At 73.0% G+C, this 23,376-nt stretch carries 16 protein-coding genes; 6 read left to right on the top strand and 10 right to left on the bottom strand.

From position 1 onward, the window contains the following. Window positions 1-627: 627 nt before the first annotated feature. Window positions 628-1,953, top strand: coding sequence for a hypothetical protein (locus tag ACFVHV_RS27350; protein WP_359903393.1), 1,326 nt, complete (start codon window positions 628-630; stop codon window positions 1,951-1,953). 209 nt (window positions 1,954-2,162) lie between these two features. Here ACFVHV_RS27350 and ACFVHV_RS27345 read toward each other — a convergent pair whose 3' ends face one another. The 9 genes from ACFVHV_RS27345 to ACFVHV_RS27305 all read right to left on the bottom strand — a co-directional run bounded on the left by ACFVHV_RS27345 (window position 2,163) and on the right by ACFVHV_RS27305 (window position 13,914). After that, window positions 2,163-3,041: a CDP-alcohol phosphatidyltransferase family protein gene (locus ACFVHV_RS27345; protein ID WP_380354263.1), complete on the bottom strand. Its 879-nt coding sequence runs from the start codon at window positions 3,039-3,041 to the stop codon at window positions 2,163-2,165. Continuing rightward, window positions 3,028-3,720, bottom strand: coding sequence for a phosphatidylserine decarboxylase (locus tag ACFVHV_RS27340; protein ID WP_224280704.1), 693 nt, complete (start codon window positions 3,718-3,720; stop codon window positions 3,028-3,030). Before ACFVHV_RS27340 ends, ACFVHV_RS27345 begins: the two co-directional genes overlap by 14 nt. A gap of 489 nt (window positions 3,721-4,209) precedes the next feature. Then, complete coding sequence (locus ACFVHV_RS27335) at window positions 4,210-5,412, bottom strand: acyl-CoA dehydrogenase family protein (protein WP_380354260.1); 1,203 nt, start codon at window positions 5,410-5,412, stop codon at window positions 4,210-4,212. Window positions 5,413-5,641: 229 nt separating this feature from the next. Further along, a complete protein-coding gene (locus tag ACFVHV_RS27330) occupies window positions 5,642-6,145 on the bottom strand; it encodes a MaoC family dehydratase (protein WP_359903384.1) in 504 nt (167 codons plus the stop codon). 11 nt (window positions 6,146-6,156) lie between these two features. After that, the gene (locus ACFVHV_RS27325; protein WP_380354257.1) at window positions 6,157-7,119 is read right to left on the bottom strand and encodes an HpcH/HpaI aldolase/citrate lyase family protein; all 963 of its coding nucleotides are present in this window, start codon (window positions 7,117-7,119) and stop codon (window positions 6,157-6,159) included. 50 nt (window positions 7,120-7,169) lie between these two features. Beyond that, a complete protein-coding gene (locus tag ACFVHV_RS27320) occupies window positions 7,170-9,200 on the bottom strand; it encodes a protein meaA (protein ID WP_380354254.1) in 2,031 nt (676 codons plus the stop codon). Between the two features lie 9 nt (window positions 9,201-9,209). Further along, window positions 9,210-10,547, bottom strand: coding sequence for a crotonyl-CoA carboxylase/reductase (gene ccrA / locus ACFVHV_RS27315; RefSeq protein WP_359903375.1), 1,338 nt, complete (start codon window positions 10,545-10,547; stop codon window positions 9,210-9,212). A gap of 368 nt (window positions 10,548-10,915) precedes the next feature. Further along, the gene (locus ACFVHV_RS27310; protein WP_359903372.1) at window positions 10,916-11,839 is read right to left on the bottom strand and encodes a TetR family transcriptional regulator; all 924 of its coding nucleotides are present in this window, start codon (window positions 11,837-11,839) and stop codon (window positions 10,916-10,918) included. A 299-nt stretch (window positions 11,840-12,138) separates the two neighbouring features. Further along, window positions 12,139-13,914, bottom strand: coding sequence for a 3-hydroxybutyryl-CoA dehydrogenase (locus tag ACFVHV_RS27305; protein ID WP_359903369.1), 1,776 nt, complete (start codon window positions 13,912-13,914; stop codon window positions 12,139-12,141). A gap of 549 nt (window positions 13,915-14,463) precedes the next feature. Here ACFVHV_RS27305 and ACFVHV_RS27300 point away from each other — a divergent pair. The 4 genes from ACFVHV_RS27300 to ACFVHV_RS27285 all read left to right on the top strand — a co-directional run bounded on the left by ACFVHV_RS27300 (window position 14,464) and on the right by ACFVHV_RS27285 (window position 21,579). Beyond that, the gene (locus ACFVHV_RS27300) at window positions 14,464-17,175 is read left to right on the top strand and encodes an MXAN_6230/SCO0854 family RING domain-containing protein (protein ID WP_380354251.1); all 2,712 of its coding nucleotides are present in this window, start codon (window positions 14,464-14,466) and stop codon (window positions 17,173-17,175) included. Between the two features lie 77 nt (window positions 17,176-17,252). Then, window positions 17,253-18,716, top strand: coding sequence for a glutamine synthetase family protein (locus ACFVHV_RS27295; RefSeq protein WP_359903364.1), 1,464 nt, complete (start codon window positions 17,253-17,255; stop codon window positions 18,714-18,716). A gap of 3 nt (window positions 18,717-18,719) precedes the next feature. Further along, window positions 18,720-19,838, top strand: a complete 1,119-nt coding sequence (locus ACFVHV_RS27290; protein WP_380354247.1) for an amidohydrolase family protein — start codon at window positions 18,720-18,722, stop codon at window positions 19,836-19,838. Window positions 19,839-20,091: 253 nt separating this feature from the next. Then, entirely contained in the window at window positions 20,092-21,579 is a 1,488-nt protein-coding gene (locus ACFVHV_RS27285) for a S8 family serine peptidase (RefSeq protein ID WP_380354244.1), read from the top strand. Window positions 21,580-21,781: 202 nt separating this feature from the next. Here the strand turns inward: ACFVHV_RS27285 and ACFVHV_RS27280 are convergent, their stop codons facing one another. Beyond that, window positions 21,782-22,684 (bottom strand): HipA family kinase, encoded by a 903-nt coding sequence (locus ACFVHV_RS27280; protein WP_359903356.1) that lies wholly within the window; start codon window positions 22,682-22,684, stop codon window positions 21,782-21,784. 91 nt (window positions 22,685-22,775) lie between these two features. Here ACFVHV_RS27280 and ACFVHV_RS27275 point away from each other — a divergent pair, with 91 nt between their 5' ends. Further along, entirely contained in the window at window positions 22,776-23,216 is a 441-nt protein-coding gene (locus ACFVHV_RS27275; protein ID WP_359903353.1) for an SRPBCC family protein, read from the top strand. Window positions 23,217-23,376 lie beyond the last annotated feature (160 nt).

Here is a 23,376-nt window from a genome sequence, read left to right as displayed (position 1 = left end):
GGCTTTTGCGCGCGCTCCCCCCCCCCCCCAACTAATCCACGACACCCCATACCCCCTTTCGCCTCGTGTTCTTCCGCCCGCTCCTAATCCGCCCGCGGCACGATCCCCCCGCCCCGCCCGCCATCCGTCCGGATTCGGACTGGACAGCTCCGCCGGAAGTCGGCGGAAGGGGATTCCCCGTGCGACCGGCGCGAAAACCACCCCGATGTCAGGGACAACAATTTGCCCGGCCACTGACCCCCCACCCGTACGCACGGTAACCGCCCGAGCATTCCCGGCGACCGGGATGATGCGAGTGGCATGGGCAGGTCACACGTTTCCGGCCAGGCGGTTTGCCGCTGTTGCCCGATCTTGCGGAGGTGCCGCCACCGGTCGCCCGGTCGTACGGACAACCGGATGTGACAGAAGGCCGGTGCAAGGGGAAGACTGCTCGACGTGACGTCTCGGAACCCGCGCGACCGTGATGCCCCGCTCCCGCCGACGATCGGTACCGGTGCGACGGTGACCCGTCTCCCCGGAACGGCCCAACGGCCCGCCGGTGGCAGGCCGGGCGGGGCGGGTGTCCCCCGTAACGGAGTACCCCGGCGGCGAGGGCCCGCTCCGGCTCCCGGGCGGGGCAGGGTTCCCGTGCCCGAGGGCTTCCCGGCACCCGCCGAGCTGGCGCCGCTGGCCCGCCGGATGCTGGTGGACGCCGTCCGCGTCGCCCGCTGGGCCGGTGAGCTGGCCGAGGTCGACAAGCGCGGCGAACTGCTCACCGAGGACGCCCGCGAGGCCGGCCGGGCGCTGGCCATGACGGTCGGCGCCGCCGCCAAGGCATGGGGGCAGGCGCTGCTGGTGGGCCTCGTGGAGCCCCGGGACGGCGGAGCCGGCCCCGGCTGGCGCCTGCACGCCTGGGAGCACGACGACGAGGCCGTGGTGCGCGGATGGTCGGCGATGTTCGACGCCTGGACCCTGCTCGCCCCGGTGCCGCCCGCCGCGCTGCGCGGCGTGTTCGCCGTGCTGGCCGGGCAGGCCGTGGACCAGGCCCCGCAGCTGCTCTCCTTCCTGCACCTGGTGGACGGCCCCGTCGCCGAGAGCGAACTGCTGGAGCTGCTGCGCCGGGGCCTGGACGAGCGCCGGGTCGGCACCGGCCTCGGCGGACCGGGGCTGTCGCCGGTGCCGCACGCGGCCTCGGCCGTCTCCGCCGTCCGCGGCACCTGCCGCGCGCCGCAGATCGACACCCCGGCCGCGCCGGCCGACGTGGCCGCCGTCCTGGACTGGATGCTCGACGGCCTGGAGGCCGTCGGCGCCCTGGTGCGCAGGAACGATGCCGCGGAGCTGTCGCCGCTCGGCCACTGGGCGGTGCGGGCCAAGCTGGAGGAGATCTGCACGGTCGCGCAGACCGCGGCCGGGCACATCGAGCAGAGCGCCTTCGAGCTGCTGAACGCGTGTGCGGACTACTCGCCGGGCCCGGCCCGCGCCGAGTTCCGGGCATGGGTCGCGGCCCGTCCGGCGGACCGGGCCGTGGGCGAGCTGCTGGAGGCAGCCCGGGGCGACGACGCGCTGGTGCGCGGACTGGCCTTCGAGGCGCTGCGGGTGGCCGGCGGCCCGGCCGAGCAGGCGGTGCGCGCGGCGGTGGACGCGCCGGTGCTGCGCCCCTACGCGCTGCTGTGGCTGGCGGAGCGCGCGGACGAGGGCGTCTCCCCGGCGGACGTGCTGGGCGCGGAGGACGCGGCCTGGCTCTGGGTGGACACCGCGGCCGCGGTGCTCGACCACGGCGAGACCGAGCTGCTGGTGGGCCATGTCGAGGGCGCCTCGGCGGGCGACCCGGTCCGGCTGTTCGCGCGGGCCCGGCAGTCCGGTCACCCGCGGGCGGCCTCGGTGCTGACGGCGGTCTCGGGCGTGCACCCGGACCCGGGCGTGGCCCGGGCGGCCCGCCGCTCGGCGTTCAGCGTGCACACCGGTGGCGCCTGAGTCTTATGACTTTTGTGGGGACGTTCGGGGTCCACGGCGACCGCGACGGCGGCTCCGGCGTCCGCGTCGAGGTCCGCTCCGGTCCCTGCTCGGGTCTCCGCTCGGACGGTGCCTGAGCCCCGCACCCGCGGCGCTCGATTGTCATGACATACGAGAAGGGCCCGGAACCAACAGGTTCCGGGCCCTTCTCGTATGACTTTTGCGGGGACTCAGCCGAGCCGGGACTCCGCCCGCCGGGCGCGGACGTCGCCGACCTTCTGCCCCACCTTGCGGCGGATGACCAGCAGCGGTGCCATCGCCGCGAGCGTGATCTGGGCGAACGCGCCGACGTGCATCAGCTGGTTGCCACCGGGCAGGCCGGTGGCCCAGGCGGCCAGGCAGCCGATGGAGACCACGATCCAGCAGAGCGTCGCGGTGGCCAGCAGCCCCTGCGGCTTCGGGTACTCGATCCGGCTGACCATCAGGTACGCGGCGCCGAAGATGGCGAGCAGACCGGGCAGGAACGGCGGGTCGAGCAGCACGATGGCGATCACCGTCATCGCGCCCATCGGGCAGGGCATGCCCTGGAACACCCCGGGCCGCATCTTGACGGCCGAGAAGCGGGCCAGCCGCAGGACCACCGCGAGCAGCACCGTGATGGCGATGAGCGCCGACAGCTTGCTGTTGGAGCCCTGGGAGACCATGCCCCAGACCGCGACGAAGTAGGCCGGCGCGATGCCGAAGCTGATCAGGTCCGCCAGGTTGTCCAGTTCCGCTCCGAGGGCGGAGGAGCGCAGCTTGCGCGCCACCAGGCCGTCGAAGAGGTCGCACATCGAGCCGATCAGCAGCAGCGTGACCGCGGTGGCGGCGCTGTGCCGGTCCGGAGCGGCGTCCGGGTTGGTGATGTGCGGGACCAGGACCCCGGTGGTGATCGAGTAGATCGCCAGGAAGCCGCAGACGGCGTTCCCCAGGGTCAGGAAGTCGGCGGTGGACAGGTGCTGAGGAGAGCGCGGGGCGCGCAGCTCGCGGTCGCGCGCCCAGCGGCGGCGGCGCAGGGCCGTCTCCTCGTCGTCCAGGCCGACGATTGTCTCAGGATCAGTCACGGTCAAGGCGCGTCACCCCGGCTGTGGTCTTCTGGCCGACCTCGACGCCGACCTCGACGCCGGCCGGCAGGTAGGTGTCGACCCGGGACCCGAACCGGATCAGACCGATCCGGTCGCCCTGCTCGACCTTGGTTCCGGCGTCCACGTACGGCACGATGCGTCGGGCCACGGCCCCCGCGATCTGCACCATCTCGATGTCGCCGAGCTCGGTGTCGAAGTGCCAGACGACCCGCTCGTTCTGGTCGCTGTCCTTGTTGAACGCGGGGACGAAGCCGCCCGCGACGTGCTCGACCGACGTCACCGTGCCCGGCAGGGGCGCGCGGTTGACGTGGACGTTGAGCGGGCTCATGAAGATCGCGACCCGGGTGCGGCCGTCCGGCCAGGCGTCGATGCTCTGCACCACGCCGTCGGCGGGGGAGATCACTCTGCCCGTGCCGATCTCACGCTCGGGGTCGCGGAAGAACCACAGCATGCCCGCGCTGAGCGCGCAGGCGGGTACCGCAGCCAGGGCCCACTTGCCGCTGCGCCGGGTGAGGGCGGTGGTCACGGCGGCCGTGGCGAGAGTGGGGACGAACCAGGGGGTGGCTCCGCGCGCGATGGTCACGCGGGGTCGCCGACCGGCCGTCGGGGCTGCGAGGGCATCGCGGTCCGTGACGGAGGTGTGAGGGGACGGGCTGATGGGCATCGAAGACCTTTGTCGCGGGGGATCATGGCCGCTGGACGGGGGCCACCGCGGGATCGGTAATAGAGGGACGGCTTGCTGTCCCGGTGGATGCTATCGGGAGCACACGGTGGGTGGGCAACCCGCCTGCTCGTTCATGTGTCCGGTGGCGGCGCGTGTGCGCGTCCACTCCTACGACCGTAGCTCGACCCGGTCCGGTTCCCAAGGGACCCGACAGGGCTGGTGACTCTTGTCTCAACGGGTACGCCGACGGAACCCGGTGGGGCGAAACGGCCGTAGCGGCCGCAAGCGGGTGTGCGGAAGCGGCCGCCGGGCGCGTCGTTGCAGCTGTACGCCCTGCGGCCGCTTCCGGAGGGCCGTGCCGGACCCAGGCGGACCAGGCCGGGCCCGTGACGGGGCACGGCGCTCCGCCGGCGCGGGCCCGCACGCCCGTCGACCGGCGGTTCGAGGGGGCCGCCCGGCGACGTGGTCCGTCGGCGGGCGGCCCGGGGATCAGTCGGCGATCCGGTACTCCTCCAGGAGCCGGCGCCCGACGATCATCTTCTGGATCTCCGCAGTACCTTCACCGATGAGCAGCATCGGGGCCTCGCGGTAGAGGCGCTCGATCTCGTACTCCTTGGAGAAGCCGTAGCCGCCGTGGATGCGGAAGGCGTCCTCGACGACCTCCTTGCAGTACTCGGAGGCGAGGTACTTGGCCATGCCGGCCTCGAGGTCGTTGCGCTCGCCGCTGTCCTTCTTGCGGGCGGCCATGACCATCATCTGGTGGGCGGCCTCGACCTTGGTGGCCATCTCGGCGAGCTTGAACTGGATCGCCTGGTGCTCGGCGATCTTCTTGCCGAAGGTGGAGCGCTGCTGGGCGTAGGAGATGCCGAGCTCGAAGGCGCGGCGGGCGACGCCGCAGCCGCGGGCGGCGACGTTGACGCGGCCGACCTCGACGCCGTCCATCATCTGGTAGAAGCCGCGGCCCGGGATGCCGCCGAGGATGCGGTCGGCCGGGATGCGGACGTCCTGGAGGACCAGCTCGGTGGTGTCGACGCCCTTGTAGCCCATCTTCTCGATCTTGCCGGGCACGGTCAGGCCGGGAACCGTGGGGTTCGGGCCGAAACCGGCCTCCTTCTCGATCAGGAAGGTGGTCATGTTCTTGTACGGCGTGTTGCCGCCCTCGTCGGTCTTGCAGAGGACCGCGACCAGGGTGGAGGTGCCGCCGTTGGTGAGCCACATCTTCTGGCCGTTGAGGACGTAGAACTCCCCGTCCTTGACGCCCTTGGTGGAGATGGCCGAAACGTCGGACCCGAGGCCCGGCTCGGACATCGAGAAGGCGCCGCGGATCTCGCCGGCGGCCATCCTCGGCAGGAAGTGGTCCTTCTGCTCCTGGGTGCCGTGGGCGTTGATCATGTGCGCCACGATGAAGTGGGTGTTGACGATGCCGGAGACCGACATCCAGCCGCGGGCGATCTCCTCGACCACCAGGGCGTAGGTGAGCAGCGACTCGCCGAGGCCGCCGTACTCCTCGGGGATGGTGAGGCCGAACAGGCCGAGCTGCTTCATGCCCTCGACGATGGCGGTCGGGTACTCGTCCTTGTGCTCCAGCTCGGTCGCGACCGGAATGATCTCCTTGTCGACGAAATCCCGCACGGTGGCGAGGATGTCCCGCTGGATCTCGGTGAGGCCGTCGGTCTGTGCGAGGCGTCCCATCGTGCGGCTCCGGAAAGGTCTGAGGGGCTACGGAAAGTCGGGGATTCCCCCCGGGGGGGGGATTGCGGGGGCCCTGCCGGCGTGGCTGCGGCAGCAGGGCCCCCGGTACCGGGTGGGGCGCGGCCGATGACGGCGGCCTGCCCGTCCGGGGTCTCTCGAGGGGGCTCTCCGTCCGTGGAAGGAGGCCCCCTATAGAGGGGAGAGGCCGAGAAGGCGGGGAGGGAGGGGCTCAGGAGAGCGGGGTCGGACGACCGGGCTGCTCGCCGCCGCGCTCCTTGATGTACGTCTCGGTCGGCACCATCACCTTGCGGCGGAAGACGCAGACGACCGTGCCGTCCTGCTTGTACCCCTTGGTCTCGACGTACACGATGCCGCGGTCGTCCTTGGACTTGGACGGCCACTTGTCGAGCACGGTGGTCTCGCCGTAGAGGGTGTCGCCGTGGAAGGTCGGTGCGACGTGCCGCAGCGACTCGATCTCCAGGTTGGCGATCGCCTTGCCGGAGACGTCCGGGACGGACATGCCGAGCAGCAGCGAGTAGATGTAGTTGCCCACCACGACGTTCTTGCCGAAGTCCGTCGTCTTCTCCGCATAGTTGGTGTCCATGTGGAGCGGGTGGTGGTTCATGGTGAGCAGGCAGAAGAGGTGGTCGTCGTACTCGGTGACCGTCTTGCCGGGCCAGTGCTTGTAGACCGCGCCGACCTCGAACTCCTCGTAGGTGCGTCCGAACTGCATGCCGTGGGCCCTCAGCTTTCCGGGATCTCGAACTTGGTGGTGCGCTGCATGCCCGCGGCCCGGCCCTTGCCGGCGACGACCAGCGCCATCTTGCGGCTGGCCTCGTCGATCATCTCGTCGCCGAGCATGGCGGAGCCCTTGGCGCCGCCCGCCTCGGAGGTGCAGTAGTCGTACGCGTCGAGGATCAGCTCGGCGTGGTCGTAGTCCTCCTGCGAGGGCGAGTAGATCTCGTTCGCGGCGGCGACCTGGTCCGGGTGGAGCACCCACTTGCCGTCGAAGCCGAGGGCGGCCGAGCGGCGGGCGACCTCGCGGTAGCCCTCCTGGTTGCGGATCTGGAGGTACGGGCCGTCGATCGCCTGGAGGTCGTTGGCGCGGGCGGCCATCAGGATGCGCATCAGGATGTAGTGGTAGGCGTCGGCGTTGTAGCCGGGCGGCTGCTCGCCGACGACCAGCGACTTCATGTTGATGGAGGCCATGAAGTCGGCGGGGCCGAAGATGATGGTCTCCAGCCGGGGCGAGGCCTCGGCGATGGCGTCGACGTTGATCAGGCCCTTGGCGTTCTCGATCTGCGCCTCGATGCCGATCCGGCCGACCTCGAAGCCCATGGTCTTCTCGATCTGGGTGAGCAGCAGGTCGAGCGCCCTGACCTGCTCGGCGTCCTGCACCTTGGGCAGCATGATGCAGTCGAGGTTGGGGCCGGCGCCCTCGACCACGGTGATCACGTCGCGGTAGGTCCAGTGCGTGGTCCAGTCGTTGACGCGCACGACGCGGGTCTTGCCGCCCCAGTCGCCGTTGTTGAGCGCGTCGACGATGTTGTGGCGCGCGCTCTCCTTGACCAGCGGGGCGCAGGCGTCCTCCAGGTCGAGGAAGACCTGGTCGGCCGGCAGGCCCTGGGCCTTCTCCAGGAAGCGCGGGTTGCTGCCCGGCACGGCGAGACAGGAGCGGCGCGGGCGCAGACGGTTCACAGCAGTCATAAGAATCGAGGGTTCCTTCCCAGTGGTCAGCTGGTCAGCTGTTCAGCTGTTCAGTTCGTGGCCGCGGTCGGTGCGGGCGTCCACGGCTGGAGCTTGTTGGCCAGCCGGATCTCGTCCACGATCCGGCCGATGATGGTGGTGATGCCGAAGTCCTTCGGGGTGAACACGGCGGCGACGCCGGCGGCCTTGAGGGCCTCGCCGTCCGCTGCCGGGATGATGCCACCCACGATCACCGGGACATCCTCCACCCCGGCGCGGCGCAGCCGCTTCAGGACGTCGGGCACCAGCTCGCTGTGCGCGCCGGAGAGGATGGACAGGCCCACGCAGTGCACGTCCTCCGCGACGGCGGCGGAGACGATCTGCTCCGGGGTCAGCCGGATGCCCTGGTAGACCACCTCGAAGCCGGCGTCGCGGGCCCGGACGGCGATCTGCTCGGCGCCGTTGGAGTGCCCGTCCAGGCCGGGCTTGCCGACCAGCAGGCGCAGCTTGCCGGCGCCCAGCTCCGCGGCGGTGGCGGCGACCGCGGCACGGACCTGCTCCAGCTCGCCGCCGGGCTCGGCGGCCACGGCGACGGGCGCGCCGCCGACGCCGGTGGGCGCGCGGTACTCGCCGAAGACCTCGCGCAGGGCGAAGGACCACTCGCCGGTGGTGACGCCGGCCCGGGCGCAGGCGAGCGTGGCCGGCATCAGGTTGGCCCCGGTGGCGGCGACGGCCTTGAGCTCGGCCAGCGACGCCTGGGCGGCGGCCTCGTCGCGCTCGGCGCGCCAGGCCTCCAGGGCGGCGAGCACGGACCGCTCGGAGGCCGGGTCGACCACCATGATCGCGGTGTCGAGGTCGGCGGTGAGCGGGCTCGGCTCGGTGGTGTCGAAGCAGTTCACCCCGATGATCTTGTCCTCGCCGGACTCGATCCGGGCCCGGCGGGCGGCGTGCGAGGCGACCAGGTTGGACTTCAGGTAGCCGGACTCGACGGCCGGGATCACCCCGCCCATCTCCAGCACCTTGGCGATCTCCGCCTCGGCGCCGGCCAGCAGCGCGTCGGTCTTGGCCTCGATCACCTCGGAGCCGTTGAAGATGTCGCCGTACTCCAGCAGGTCCGACTCGTACGCCAGCACCTGCTGGATGCGCAGCGACCACTGCTGGTCCCAGGGCCGGGGCAGGCCGAGCGCCTCGTTCCAGGCGGGCAGCTGGACGGCACGCGCGCGGGCGTCCTTGGAGAGGGTGACGGCCAGCATCTCCAGGACGATCCGCTGGACGTTGTTCTCCGGCTGGGCCTCGGTCAGGCCGAGCGAGTTGACCTGGACGCCGTAGCGGAAGCGGCGCTGCTTGGGGTCGGTGACGCCGTAGCGCTCCAGGGTGACCTTCTCCCACAGCCGGGCGAAGGCGCGCATCTTGCACATCTCCTCGACGAAGCGCACGCCGGCGTTGACGAAGAAGGAGATCCGGGCGACCACCTCGCCCATCCGCTCGGCCGGCACCTGGCCGGAGTCGCGCACGGCGTCGAGCACCGAGATGGCGGTGCACATCGCGTAGGCGATCTCCTGGACGGGCGTGGCCCCGGCCTCCTGCAGGTGGTAGCTGCAGATGTTGATCGGGTTCCACTTGGGGATGTTGCCGACCGTGTAGGCGATCATGTCGGTGATCAGCCGCACCGACGGGCCGGGCGGGAAGACGTGCGTCCCGCGCGACAGGTACTCCTTGACGATGTCGTTCTGGGTGGTGCCGGTGAGCGTGGCGACGTCCGCGCCCTGCTCCTCGGCGACCACCTGGTAGAGCGCCAGCAGCCACATCGCGGTGGCGTTGATCGTCATGGAGGTGTTGGTCCGTTCGAGCGGGATGCCGTCGAACAGGGTGCGCATGTCGCCGACGTGGCCGACCGGGACGCCGACCCGGCCGACCTCGCCGCGGGCGAGGACGTGGTCGGAGTCGTAGCCGGTCTGGGTCGGCAGGTCGAAGGCGACGGACAGGCCGGTCTGGCCCTTCGCCAGGTTCCGCCGGTAGAGCGCGTTGGAGTCGCTCGCGGTGGAGTGGCCGGCGTAGGTGCGCATCAGCCAGGGCCGGTCGCGCTTCTGGGGCTCAGTCATCGGCGGGTCTCACACGTTCCTGAAGCGGTTGATGGCCGGCAGGTGCTTCTCGCGCAGCTCGGGGTCGGTGACGCCCAGGCCCGCCTCGGGGGCCAGGCAGAGCACGCCGACCTTGCCCTGGTGCTTGTTGTGGTGCACGTCCAGGGCGGCCTGGCCGGTCTCCTCCATGGAGTAGACCTTGGACAGGGTCGGGTGGATCTTGCCCTTGGCGATCAGGCGGTTGGCCTCGAAGGCCTCGCGGTAGTTGGCGAAGTGCGAGCCGACGATCCGCTTGAGCGACATCCACAGGTACCGGTTGTCGTACTGGTGCATGTAGCCGGAGGTGGAGGCGCAGGTGACGATGGTTCCGCCCTTGCGGGTGACGTACACCGAGGCGCCGAAGGTCTCCCGGCCCGGGTGCTCGAAGACGATGTCCACGTCCTCGCCGCCGGTGAACTCGCGGATCTTCGCGCCCAGGCGCTTCCACTCGCGCGGGTCCTGGGTGTGCTCGTCCTTCCAGAAGCGGTAGCCCTCGGCGGAGCGGTCGATGATCGCCTCGGCGCCCATGGCGCGGCAGATCTCGGCCTTCTGGTCGTTGGAGACCACGCAGATCGGGGTGGCGCCGCCGGCCAGCGCGTACTGGGTGGCGTACGAGCCGAGGCCGCCGCTGGCGCCCCAGATCAGCACGTTGTCGCCCTGCTTCATGCCGGCGCCGTTGCGCGAGACCAGCTGGCGGTAGGCGGTGGAGTTGACCAGACCGGGGGAGGCGGCCTCCTCCCAGGTGAGGTGCTTGGGCTTGGGCAGCAGCTGGTTGGTCTTCACCAGGGCCAGCTGGGCCAGGCCGCCGAAGTTGGTCTCGAAGCCCCAGATGCGCTGCTCCGGGTCCATCATCGTGTCGTTGTGGCCGTCCGCGGACTCCAGTTCGACCGAGAGGCAGTGCGCGACGACCTCGTCGCCCGGCTTCCAGGCGTTGACCCCGGCGCCGGTGCGCAGCACCACGCCGGCGAGGTCGGAGCCGACCACGTGGTACGGCAGGTCGTGGCGCTTGGTGAGCGGCGACAGCCGGCCGTAGCGCTCCAGGAAGCCGAAGGTGGAGACCGGCTCGAAGATCGAGCTCCAGACGGTGTTGTAGTTCACCGCGCTCGCCATGACGGCGACCAGGGCCTCGCCGGGGCCCAGCTCGGGCAGGGCGACCTCGTCGAGGTGAAGGGACTTGCGGGGGTCCTTGTCGCGGCTGTCGAGGCCCGCGAACATCTGCTCCTCGTCCTTGTGGAGCGTCACCGCGCGGTAGGACTCGGGGAGCTTGATCGCCGCGAAGTCCGCCGACGTGGTGTCGGTGCTGATGATCGCGTCGAGGATTTCCTGCATGGCTGCCTCCGAAGGCGTACCTGTGTGAGGGCACAGGGCGTCTGGGGGAGCCGGGAGCGGACACCGGCTTCGCTGAGGTGGGTGGTGGGCGGGTCAGACTGGGCACCCGGGGTGGACCGGGCCGTTCTGGCTCTGCTCCCGGGGTGTGGGAACGCCGGACGACGGCGCGCCGAGGTGGGGAGCCGCGGCGCCGCGACTGGTGAGTAACAAGGTAGTGGCACCCTGTGCCACTCGTAAAGACACCGGGTGTCACGAATTCCGGCGGCCTCCGGGGCGGCGTGACGCGCGTTGCGCGGGCATGCGAAAGGCCCGCGCCGACTTCTCGGCGCGGGCCCTCGATACCGCTCTGACCTGCGTGAATACTGCGCTTATGACTCCCGGGCGCCGCTCAGTGCGGCCCGGATGCTGTCCACCACGACCTCCAGTGGAGCGTCCGTCCGGGCGACTGTGATGAGCACCTCACCTCCGGGACTGGCACTCAGTGCGCTCTCCGCCCCGGTGTCCCCGGGGGTCACATTGGCACCCGGTGCCACCAGTGATCCCCGACGCCTGGCACCCGGCGCGCTGGCGGCCCAGAAGGTCCGCCGGATCACCTCGAAGGAGTGGTCCAGCTGCGCCTCCACGTCGCCCCGGCCGCCGGCCCGCAGCCAGCGCCGCAGCACGTGGTTGTGCGCCGCGACCACCGCCGCCGCCGAGACCTCGGCCAGCATCGAGTCGTCCTCGCCGCCGCGCTGCCAGCCGGACGGGATGGACTCGCCGGTGTCGAAGCGCCCCAGCAGGTAGCGGGTGAACAGCCGCTCGTAGCGGGCCACCACGGCGATCTCCCGCTCGCGCAGCGCCGGGACCTGACGGATCAGCTGGTACCGCGCGACCGACACCCCCGGGGTGGAGGCGTACATCCGCAGCACCTCCTTGATGCCGCGGCAGACCACGTCCAGCGGGTGCTCCTCCGGCTCTGCGCTGGCCAGCAGGTCGGCCACCCGCACCAGGGTGTCGTCGTGGTCCGGGAAGATCGCCTCCTCCTTGGACCGGAAGTACCGGAAGAAGGTGCGCCGGGCCACCCCGGCGGCGGCCGCGATCTGGTCGACCGTGGTCTCCTCGTAGCCCTGCGACGCGAACAGCTCCATCGCGGCCGTGGCCAGGTCCTGGCGCATCTGCTGGCGCTGCGCCGCCGCCCGGCGGCTGCCCGGCCCGCCGTCCGGCCCGGTGCCCCCGGTCGAGGGGGCGGTCCGGCCGTCGCCGCCGTGCGGCCCGGCGGGGTGCTGCGGGGAGCTTGACTGAACCCGATCCATGTCCGGAACGCTACACGGCCCGGACGGCGCGGCCACGGCCCTTCCCCGCCGCACCGGTGCGACCGGACCGGTCACGGCCGGGCGGGGCCAGCGGGAGGACACCGTCCCGGGGCTCCAACCGGGGCGCGCGGAGGCCGCGGAGGGCGCGGATCCCTGCGGCGGGGCGCCGTTGCCGGAAGCCGCGCCGCCGTGGGGCTGCGCCCCGTGCGGCGGGGATCCGTACGGCTGTGCCGCGTGCGGTCCGGCCGGCGGCGGCCCGTACGGCGTCTCGTACGGGCCGCCCCCGGCCTGCGGCGTGGTCATCGGCGCGCGTGGTCGCGGAAGCCGCGGCCGGTCTTGCGGCCCAGGCAGCCCGCCGCGACCAGGTGCTCCAGCAGCGGCGCGGCGGCCAGGCCGGGCTCGCGGAACTCCTGGTGCAGCACCTGCTCGATCGTCAGCGAGACGTCCAGGCCGACCACGTCCAGCAGTTCGAACGGGCCCATCGGGTAGCCGCAGCCGAGCTTCATCGCGGTGTCGATGTCGTCCACCGTCGCGTAGTGCTCCTGGAGCATCCGCACCGCGTCGTTCAGGTAGGGGAAGAGCAGCGCGTTGACGATGAAGCCGGCCCGGTCGCCGCACTCCACCGGGTGCTTGCGGACCCCGGCGGTCAGCTCCAGCACGGTGGCGGTGACGTCCGGCGCGGTCAGCACGGTGGAGACCACCTCGACCAGCTTCATCGCCGGGGCCGGGTTGAAGAAGTGCATGCCGATCACGTCCTGCGGCCGCGAGGTGGCGGTCGCGCAGCTGATCACCGGCAGCGAGGAGGTGGTGGTGGCGAGCACCGCGCCCGGCCTGACGATCTTGTCCAGGGTGGCGAACAGCTCCCGCTTGACCGCCAGGTCCTCGGCGACCGCCTCGACCACCAGGTCCACCTCGGCCAGCTCGGCGTACTGGCCGACCGGAGTGACCAGCGCCAGCGCGGCGTCCCGCGCCCCGGCGGACAGCCGGCCCTTGGCCACCGAGCGCTCCAGCGACTTCGCCAGCTGCGCCTTGGCCTTCTCGGCCTTCTCCTGGCTGCGGGCGGCCAGCAGCACCGGGTGCCCGGCCTTGGCGAACACCTCGGCGATGCCGGTGGCCATCGTCCCCGAGCCGCAGACGCCGACGGTGCGCACCGGCCGGCCCGGGACCTTCGGCCGGGCCGGCCCGGTGGCCGCGTCCACGGCCCGGGAGGAGCCCGGCGCCTCGTAGGTGTAGAAGCCGCGGCCGGTCTTGCGGCCCAGCAGCCCGGCGGCGACCAGCTGGCCGAGGATCGGGGCGGGCGCGTGCAGGCGGTCCCGGGACTGCTCGTACATCGCCTCCAGGACGGTGCGGGCGGTGTCGATGCCGATCAGGTCGAGCAGCGCCAGCGGGCCCATCGGCAGGCCGCAGCCGAGCCGCATCGCGGCGTCGATGTCCTCCCGCGACGCGTACTTGGACTCGAACATCGCGGCGGCCTGGTTCAGGTAGGCGAACAGCAGGCCGTTCACCACGAAGCCGGCCCGGTCGCCGGCCGCCACCGGCTCCTTGCCGAGGTCGCGGGCGAAGGCGGCGGCGTCCTCGGCGGTCCGCGGGGAGGTCAGCACGGTGCGGACCACCTCGACCAGCTTCATGCCGTGCACCGGGTTGAAGAAGTGCAGGCCGAGCACCCGCTCCGGACGGGAGGTCGCGGCGGCGATCCGGGTCACCGACAGCGCGGTGGTGCCGGTGGCCAGCACGGTGGCCTCCGGGCAGATCCGGTCCAGCTCGGCGAAGACCTCCCGCTTCAGCTCCAGCTGCTCGGGCACCTCCTCGATCACCAGGTCCGCCCCGGCGGCGGCCGTCAGGTCGTGGCCGACGGAGATCCGGGCCAGCAGCCCGGTGCGCTCCTCGGCGGTCAGCCGCTCCCGGTCGACCGCGTGCGCGGTGGCCTCCTCGATCCGGGCCAGTGCCCGGGCGGCCGAGTCCTCGGTGGCCTCGATGCCGATCACCCGGCGGCCGCTCTTGGCGACCGCCACGGCGACGCCGGCACCCATCGTGCCGAGGCCGACGACGGCGACAGTGGGGAAGGGACGCTCCATCTGTCCTGACTCCTAGTCATGAAGGGCCCGCGCGTGCTCCGGCGGGCGCGCCGCCGCGCCCGGACGCGCGCCGGGGGCGGCCGCCGCCGGAGGAGGGTCCACGCGCGGGGGCTGGGGAGATGACGGGGTGGGGCGCATCCGGGCAGGGGCCGGTCCGCTCCGGCCGAACTGCGGATGTGCCGTGGTGCTCAGGCGCTCGAAGGTGAAGGAAGCGGCTCTGATACGAGGAGGAACCCGGCCCGCCGCGGTCCGCGGCACCTGCCGGTGAAAGCGCACCGCGCGGGCGCCGGAGAAGCGGCGACCGCGGCCTGCCGCCGGTGCGGCTCCCGAAGCCCGGCGGAGGTGCGTGTCCGGCCACTGTAGCGAAGCTACTGGTGAGTAGGAAGGGGGCGTGGGCGGAAAACCGTTCGGGGCCGCGGGCGGGCGTTCGCTAGGGTGATCGACGCGGGGGCGGCTCCGCGGCGTGCTTCCTTCTCACTCATCTGCAAAATGAACCCGAGTGCGCCCACTCTCCGCCCCCGCTTCGTCGTATCCACCGGGGGAAGAGCAGTGAAGAAGCAGAACGCCGTGGCGCCCGAGGCCGCACTGGACGCCTACCTGCTGCACCGCCACGGGATGGTCCGGGTCGAGCCCGGAGCCGGGCCCGACGAGCCCCTGCCGTGGTCCGCCCGGGGGCTGGTCGCCCTGGAGGCCGACCTCGTCCGGCGCGGCCACGTGCTCACCGCCCCGCTGCGCGCCGCGCTCGGCCGGCTGCGCCCGCTCGACCTCGCCGCGGCCGGCACCCGGCTGCTGCGCGGCATCGACGCGATGCTCGGCGCCGACCGCGGCCACACCCCGCTGTTCCGCCGCTTCCCCGAGGGCGTGCCCTCCCACGCCCACGCCGACTACTCCGCACTCGTCCGCGGCTACCTCCTCTGCCAGGCGAGCCAGATCTGCCTGGTCTGCGAGCGCGACAGCCTGGAGGCCGGGATCGGCGCCCTCGCCCCCTGCGCCCACCTGCTGTGCGGTGACTGCTACCTGGAACTGGTCGAGAACGGCGGCGACCCCCACTGCCCGCTCTGCCGCACCCCGCTGGAGCGCGGGCGCCGCCTGTCCAACGACACCAGGGCCGCCCGCAACGCCGCCCGCGAGCTGCGGGCCGGCCCGCAGCTCAAGCCGCTGCGCCGGGCCGACCCCGAGGACGTGGGCCTCCTCGCCGCCACCGGGCTGGCCGCGCTGCTCGCCCGGCAGACCCCGCTGAGCCCGCAGGACCGCGAGGACCTCGCCCTGCTGCTCCACCACGCCCCGGACGACCCGGCCGGCTGGCTGCCCGCCGAGATCCCCGTCCGGGAGACCCGCGCCACCGTGCTGGCCGCCCTGCTGCACCGCGACCGGGAGGCCGCCCGGCCGCTGCTGGCCGCCCACCTCACCACCGCCACCGACGTCCTGCGGCTGATCAGGGCGTGGTCCGGCGCCGAGCCCGACCTGCTGCCCGAGACCGCCCGCACACTGCGCCTGCGCAACCTGCCCCGCCCGCTGCGCCGCGACCTGCTCGCCGTCCTGGACGCGTTCCCGGTCGGCACCCTCGCCGAGGACCTGCGCCGCCACCGCGAGCCCTGGCTGCGTGCCGGCGAACTGCTGCACCCGTACGAGCACCGCGCCCGCTTCCCGTACGCGGCGGCCGCGTTCGCGGTGGTCCGGCAGAGCGATCTCGACCTCCACGGCCTCGGCCCGCTGCTGCGCGAGGCGCCCGCCCCCCTGCGCGTGAGCGAGACGCCCGGCGGCCACACCCGGCTGACCGTGGAGACCTTCGCCGCCCGGGTCGAGCGCGCCCTCGGGCAGGGCGACCTGCCCGCCGCCGTCCGGCTGCTGGCCGGCCGTCCGGGCGAACTGGTGCGCCGACTGCACCACCTGCTGCGGGTCCACGCCGCCTGGCTGCCCGGCGAACCGCTGCCCGCCGAACTCGCCGAGGCGCTGCCCGGCGCCCTGCGCGCCGTCGCCCCCGGCCCGCTGCTCGGCGCGTACGGACGGCTGCGCGCGCCGCGCGAGTACGGCGAGCGGCGGCTGTACTTCCCGCGCGGCCGGGTCGCCTCGGCGCACGCCAGGGCCGACCGGGGCACGCCCGTCCCGGCCGCTCTCAGCGCGCCCGTCTGCGCCCTGATCGAGGCCGAACTGCTGCGCCGGGCCGGGCGGTCGGCCCACGGGCCGGAGCGCTACGAGGTGGCCGTGCTGGACGCCGCGCTGGCCGACCTGGTCGTCCCCTTCGCCGAGCGCGCCAGCGCCAGGACCCTGGTCGCCGTGCCGCGCGGCAGCGTGCAGCGGATCCCGGACGGGCAGCGGCTGAGGCTGTTCCTGCACTGGACGCAGCGCCCGCACCAGCGGGTGGACCTCGACCTGTCGGTCGCCTTCTACGACGAGGAGTGGCAGTTCGTCGGCCTGTGCGACTACACCCGGCTGGTCACCGGGCCGCGGGCCGCCGTCCACTCCGGGGACTACACCAGCGCCCCGCCGCCGCACGGCGCCACCGAGTTCGTCGACCTCGACCTGCCGGCGCTGGGCGAGGCCGGCGCCCGGTACGCGGTGGTGGTGGTGTTCAGCTACAACGACGTCCCGTTCGAGGACCTCACCGACGCCTTCGCCGGTTTCATGGCCCTGACCCCGTCCGAGGCGGCCCGGCAGCGCAAGAGCGGCTTCCACCCCAAGGGCGTCCGCCAGCGCCTCGACCTCGCCGGGGACGCCAGGATCTGCGTGCCGATGATCGTCGACCTGCAGCGCCGCGACTACACCTGGACCGACCTCAACGCGGGCGCCGGCAGCGGGTTCCACAACCTCGACCGGCACCACGCCAGGATCGGCTCGCTGGCCGCCGACGTCCTGACGCACTTCGCCCCCGGCTCCCGGGCCACCCTCTGGGACCTCGCCTGCGCCACCGCCGCGGCGGGCAGCGACGAGGTGCTGGTCCGCGACCGGACCGGCCGCGGGCTCGACGTCTACCGGCGGGGCGCGGACGAGCCGGTGAGCGCCTTCGCCGAACGGCTGCGCGCCCGCCACGAGAGCGACCGGCGCACCGAGCTGCCGCCGGACGACACCGCCCGGCTGATCGCCGAACGCCTCGACGGCGCCCGGGCGTTCGCCGCCCTGGTGCACGCCGACGTGCCCGCGCCGGCGCAGGCGCGCGGGACGCTCTACCGGCTCTACCCGGGCCCGACCGACGCCGCCCCGGACACCCTGGAGCGGATCACCGCGGGGGAGTGGACGGCCAGGTTCGCCCCGAACGGGTGAACGGGTGAACGCGGCTGCCAAGCGGACCACCCGATAGGGGAGTTATCCGACCCCGACCGGCGGGGCAGCATGGGGACATGACCACCGGAACCGCCACCGCCGGCCCCACCGCGCCCGGTCCCGACGAGCCGCCCGTCACCGCCGAACGGCTCGCCGCCGCCGCCGCGGCGGCCGTCGCGCTGCCATCGCGCGCCGACCGGGCCGAGCGCGCCGAGGAGGCCGTCGACCGGCTGCGCACCGAGGCCGTCGAGGCGGTGGCCGTCACCTGGGTGGACAACGCCGGCATCACCCGGGCCAAGGCCGTGCCGCTCGGCGGTCTGGTGCACGCCGCGCAGTGGGGCGTCGGCACCGCGCCCTGCTTCGACGTGTTCCTCGCCGACGACGCGATCACCACCAGCGCGATCATCGGCGGCCCCACCGGGGACCTCAGGCTCTACCCGGACCTCGACCGGGTCGTCCCGCTGGCCGCCCAGCCCGGCTGGGCCTGGGCCCCGGGGGACAGGTACACCCAGGCCGGCGCCCCGCACCCCGGCTGCCAGCGGCTGTTCGCCCGCCGGGCCGAAGCCACGGCGGCCGCGCGCGGCCTGGGCCTCAAGGCCGGCATCGAGGTCGAGTGGACGGTCGCCCTGGCCGGCGCCCCGAAGGAGGACCCGCAGTACCCGACGCACGGCCCGGCGTACGGGATGCACCGGGTCACCGACCTCTCCGACTACCTGCGCGACGTCCTGCGCGCCCTCGGCCGGCAGGGGCTGACCGTCCTGCAGATCCACCCCGAGTACTCCCCGGGCCAGTTCGAGGTCTCGGTCGCCCCCGAGGGCCCGGTCGCCGCCGCCGACACCTCCGTCCTGGTCCGGCACACCGTCCGGGCCGTCTCCGCCCGGCACGGCCTGCGGGTCTCCTTCGCCCCGGTGGTCGAGACCGGCGGCGTCGGCAACGGCGCGCACCTGCACCTCAGCCTCTGGCGCGACGGGCGCAACCTCGGCCACGGCGGCCCCGGTCCGCACGGCCTGACGGCCGAGGCCGAGGGATTCCTCGCCGGGGTGCTGGACGCGCTGCCCGAACTGCTGGTGCTGGGCTGCTCCAGCCCGGCCGGGTACCTGCGGCTGGTGCCCTCGCACTGGGCCGGCGCCTACCAGTGCTGGGGCCTGGAGAACCGCGAGGCCGCGCTGCGCCTGGTGACCGGCTCCACCGGGGAGCGGGCCGCCGCGGCCAACGCCGAGGTCAAGTGCTTCGACGCCAGCGCCAACCCGTACCTGGCGGTCGGCGGGGTGATCGCCGCCGGTCTCGCCGGGCTGGACCAGCGCCGCGCGCTGCCACCGGAGTTCACCGGGGATCCGGCGGCCGCCGAGCCCGGCACGGTGCCCCGGCTGCCGGCGGGCCCGGCCGAGGCGATCGCCGCGTACGAGCGCTCCGCGGTGCTGCGCGAGGCGCTCGGCGAGCCGCTCTACCAGGCGGTGCTGGCGGTGCGACGGGCGGAGCAGGAGCAGTACGCGGCCGTCACTCCGGAGGAGTTGGTCATGGCCACCCGCTGGCGGTACTGAACGGTGGCCCGGCCGGGGGAGCCCGCGCTGGTCGACCACCACTGCCACAGCGTGGTGGCGGCCGAGCTCGCCGACGAGGCCCTGGCCGGGCTGCTCACCGAGTCCGACCGGCCGCCCGCTCCCAGCTGTTCGCCCTTCGACAGCGCGCTGGGCCTCGCGGTGCGGCGCTGGTGCCCGCCCGTGCTCGGCCTGCCGGCGCACGCCCCGGCCGCCGACTACCTGGCCCGGCGGCAGGAGTTGGGCGCGGCCGAGTCCACCGGGCGACTGCTGGCGGCGGCCGGCCTGGACACCTGCCTGGTGGACACCGGGCTGGCCACCGCCGCCGGCCACGAACTGCTGCCGCTGGCCGAACTCGCCGCGGCCACCGGGGCGTCGGTGCGCGAGGTGGTCCGGCTGGAGTCGGTCGCCGAGACGGTGACGGCCGGCGCCGGGGACTGGCCGCGGGCCGTCGCACAGGCGCTCGCGTCGGCCGCGGCCGGGGCCGTCGCGGTCAAGTCGGTGCTCGCCTACCGGCACGGTCTGGCCGCGCCCGCCGAACGCCCCTCCGCCGCGGCCGTGGTGGCCGCGGCCGGCGCCCACCTGCGCGGCGGGCGGGGCCGGCTGACCGACCCGGTGCTGCTGCACCACCTGCTCTGGACGGCGGTGGACGTCTGCGCCGGGCTCGGCCTGCCGCTCCAACTCCACACCGGCTTCGGCGATCCGGACCTCACCCTGCACCGGGCCGACCCGTCGCTGCTGACGGACTTCGTGCGGGCCGCCGAGCCCAGCGGCGTCCCGCTGGTGCTGCTGCACGGGTACCCGTACCACCGGCAGGCCGCCTGGCTGGCCCAGGCCTTCCCGACGGTGTACACCGACCTCGGGCTGACCGCCTCCTACACCGGGCCGCGGGTGGCCGCGGTGCTGGGCGAGATGCTGGAGCTGGCCCCGTTCGGCAAATTGTTGTTCTCCACCGATGCCTACGGGCTGCCCGAACTTTATTTGGTGGGCACCTGTCAGTTCCGGTACGGACTGGGTGCGGTGCTCGCCGACTGGCGAGCCGACGGCGCCTGCTCCGCGGCCGATGCCGGGCGGGTGGCGCGGCTGCTCGCGGCCGACAACGCGCGTCGGCTGTACGCGTTGTAGGGGTGCGATCCGTCCTGGTGGTGGATGCCGTGGCGGGTGTGGCAGCACGTCGGCGAACCATCACTTTTTAACACTCTTGACCTCTGTTTCCTTGTTGACCGCCGGGCGGCGGTAACCCCTGCTCCTGGTCAAGATGTGACGATTAGATGACTACCCCTTGCGCTTATAACCAAATATTCATTAGCGTCCCGGTCATTCCCAAGCGCACCTGCCCACCGCAGCTGCCGCCTGACGCCTCGGGAGGCCAACCCTCATGCGTGTTCCTCGGATCAGCCGTACCCGGTACGCGGCCGTGGGCGTCGTGCTCGCCACCGCCGGTGCCCTCGCGCTGCCGGCCGGCACCGCCGTCGCGGCTCCCGCGGCCGACTCGACGACCGGTCCGCTGATGAGCTACGTCGTCAACACCAAGGCCAACCACGGCCAGGTGCAGAAGGTCGAGAAGGCCATCACCGGCCTCGGCGGCACCGTCGTCCAGTCCTACGAGCAGGTCGGCGTCGTCGTCGCCCGCTCGAACGACACCAAGTTCGCCGAGAAGCTGCGCCTGGCCAAGGGCGTCGACTCGGTCGGCGCCAGCCGCACCAAGGGCATCCAGGCCTCCGACCAGGGCAAGGCCGAGGTCGCCACCGAGTCGGCCGCCGTGGCGGCCGCCCCGGGTGAGGACCCCGACGAGGCCTACCAGTGGGACATGCGTCAGATCGGTGCCGACAAGGCCCACAAGATCTCGCTCGGCAGCCGCAACGTGACCGTCGGCGTGCTGGACTCCGGCATCGACGCCACCCACGAGGACCTTGCCGCCAACGTGGACGCCTCGCAGTCGGTCTCCTGCATCGACGGCAAGACGAACACCGACTGGAAGGCCTGGCAGCCGACCACCAGCGACCACGGCACCCACGTGGCCGGCACCATCGGCGCCGCCAAGAACGGCAAGGGCATCGTCGGCGTCGCGCCGAACGTGAAGCTGGCCGCCGTCAAGGTCGTCGACGACGGCGGGTTCATCTACCCGGAGAACGCGGTCTGCGGCTTCGTCTGGGCCGGCGAGCACGGCTTCAAGGTCACGAACAACAGCTACTTCGTCGACCCGTGGATGTTCAACTGCAAGACGGACAAGGACCAGGCGGCCATCTCGGACGCCGTCCGCAAGGCCGTCGCCTTCTCGCAGCGCAAGGGCGTGCTCAACATCGCCGCCGCCGGCAACGAGAACATCGACCTGGCGCACAAGACCGTCGACGTGGCCAGCCCGGACGACACCACCCCCGGCACCCGCCCGGTCACCAACGACTGCCTGTCGCTGCCGACCGAGCTGCCCGGCGTCGTGGCCGTCTCCGCGGTCGGCTCCGACGGCGTCAAGGCGTACTACTCCAGCTACGGCAAGGGCGTCGTGACCGTCACCGCGCCGGGTGGCGACCGCCGCTTCCAGTTCCCGAACACCCCGGACAAGGACGGCCGCATCCGGTCCACCATCCCCGGTGGCAAGTACGGCTACATGCAGGGCACCTCGATGGCCACCCCGCACGTCGCCGGCGTGGCCGCGCTGCTCGCCAGCACCTTCCCGTGGGCCAGCCCGGACGAGCTGACCGAGCTGCTGACCACCCACGCCGAGTCCGTCACGTGCCCGAAGGGCGAGTTCAACCCGGGCGGCGCCGGCACCTGGAAGGCCACCTGCGAGGGCGGCGCGGACGACAACGGCTTCTACGGCGCGGGCCTGGTCAACGCCGAGAAGGCGGTCCAGTGGTGGCGCTGACGCGCTGACCGCGGACAGCACTGAACAGTAGAGCCGGGGAGCGGGACCACTGGGTCCCGCTCCCCGGCCGCGTTCGCGCACCGGCCGGTCGCGGGTGATCGCCGTTAGGTCGCCGTTCGGTCGCATTCGAGCACCGGGGCACCGCGGCGCCGGAGTGCCGGAGCACCGGCCGAGGTCGTCCCGCGCCCGACCCGACGAAGAACTACCGCTCCTCGTCGAAGTGGTGCTCCCAGACCGTCTCCACCGACGGCTTGCCGTGCAGGTCCGGCACCTCCTGGAGCCAGGCCGGCCGCCCCGCCCTGGTCCGGGCCGCCCGCCGCCGCTCCGCCTCGCGCAGCTGCTCGGGCGTGGCGAAGCCCTCCGGCAGCCACTCCTCGGAGAGCACCACCCGGGCGGCGAGGTGCGTGACGTAGGCGTGCCGCACGGCGTCCACCGAGTCGAAGCCGGGCTCGCCGGCCAGCCACTCGTCCGGGACCAGCGCCACGACCTCCTCCAGCAGCGGCACGGTGACCAGCGGCCCGAGCTCCTCGTCGGCCAGCCGGACGTCCGGGGCCGAGCCGCCGAGCGCGTGGGCGCTGAGGTCGTACCGCTTGCCGACCGCCGCCCCGGCCCCCGCCCAGCGGTGGTGGAAGATCAGCGCGGCGCCGTTGTCGATCAGCCAGAGCCGCCCGTGCCAGACCACCAGGTTGGGGTTGTGCACGGTGCGGTCGACGTTGCCGGTCAGGGCGTCCAGCCAGACCACCCGGCCGGCCTCGGCGGAGTCCACCGCGATCATCCCCGGCGTGAAGTCCCGCGCGCCGGGCAGCAGGTCCATCCCGAGGTTGAGGCCGGCGCTGGCCTTGAGCATGTCCTGGATCTCGGTGTCCGGCTCCTCGGCGGCGACGGCCGGGTCGAAGTCCACCAGCCGCAGTTCCGGCACCCGCAGGCCCAGCCGCCGGGCCAGCTCGCCCACGATCACCTCGGCGATCAGCGCCTTGCGGCCCTGCGCGGCCCCGGTGAACTTGACCACGTACGTTCCCAGGTCGTCGGTCTCCACCACGCCGGGGACGGAGCCGCCGGCCCGCAGTGGATCGACGTAGCGCACGGCAGTCACCAGATCGAGCACACCGGCCACCCTATCCCGCCGCGTCGCGGGCGTGAGCCTGTGATTGGCTTGCCGGACAGAGCGGTTCCCACCGGATGAGGAGAGCAAGGTCATGGGACAGGTGCAGGCCACCACGGAGCGGGTCTACGACGCGGCCCCCGAGCGGGTGTACGAGGCGCTGGCCGACTACCAGGTGACCCGCCCGAAGCTGCTGCCCGCGCAGTACAGCGAGTACGAGGTGCGGGTCGGCGGCACCGGTGCCGGCACCCAGGTGCACTGGCGGCTGCAGGCCACCGAGAAGCGGGTGCGCGACTGCCTCTTCACCGTCTCCGCGCCCGAGCCCGACCAGCTGGTGGAGAAGGACGCCAACTCCAGCATGGTGATCACCTGGACGGTCTCGGCCGTCGGCGAGGGCCGCTCCAAGGTCACCGTGACCGCCACCTGGCAGGGCGCGACCGGCATCGGCGGCTTCTTCGAGCGCACCTTCGCCCCGAAGGGCCTGAACCGGATCCACGACCAGGTGCTGGCCAACCTGGCCGCCGAGGTCCGCTGACCCTGAGCCCGCTCAGGGTCCACCGGAACCTCCGAGAACCACTGCGGCCGCCGAGGCCCGCTGATGTCCGCCGAGGGCCGCCGCAGCCGCCGGGCCCCGCCGGAATCGCCAACCGCGCGATTCGCGCGCGTGGATCCATCGAAGCGCTCGAATCGCGCGG

Origin of the sequence: Kitasatospora sp. NPDC127116 (assembly GCF_042677365.1) — a bacterium.
In the GTDB taxonomy this organism is placed as follows: domain Bacteria; phylum Actinomycetota; class Actinomycetes; order Streptomycetales; family Streptomycetaceae; genus Kitasatospora; species Kitasatospora lactacystinica.
The sequence above is the reverse complement of the archived record's forward strand: the minus strand, read 5'-3'. Positions and strand labels throughout refer to the sequence as shown.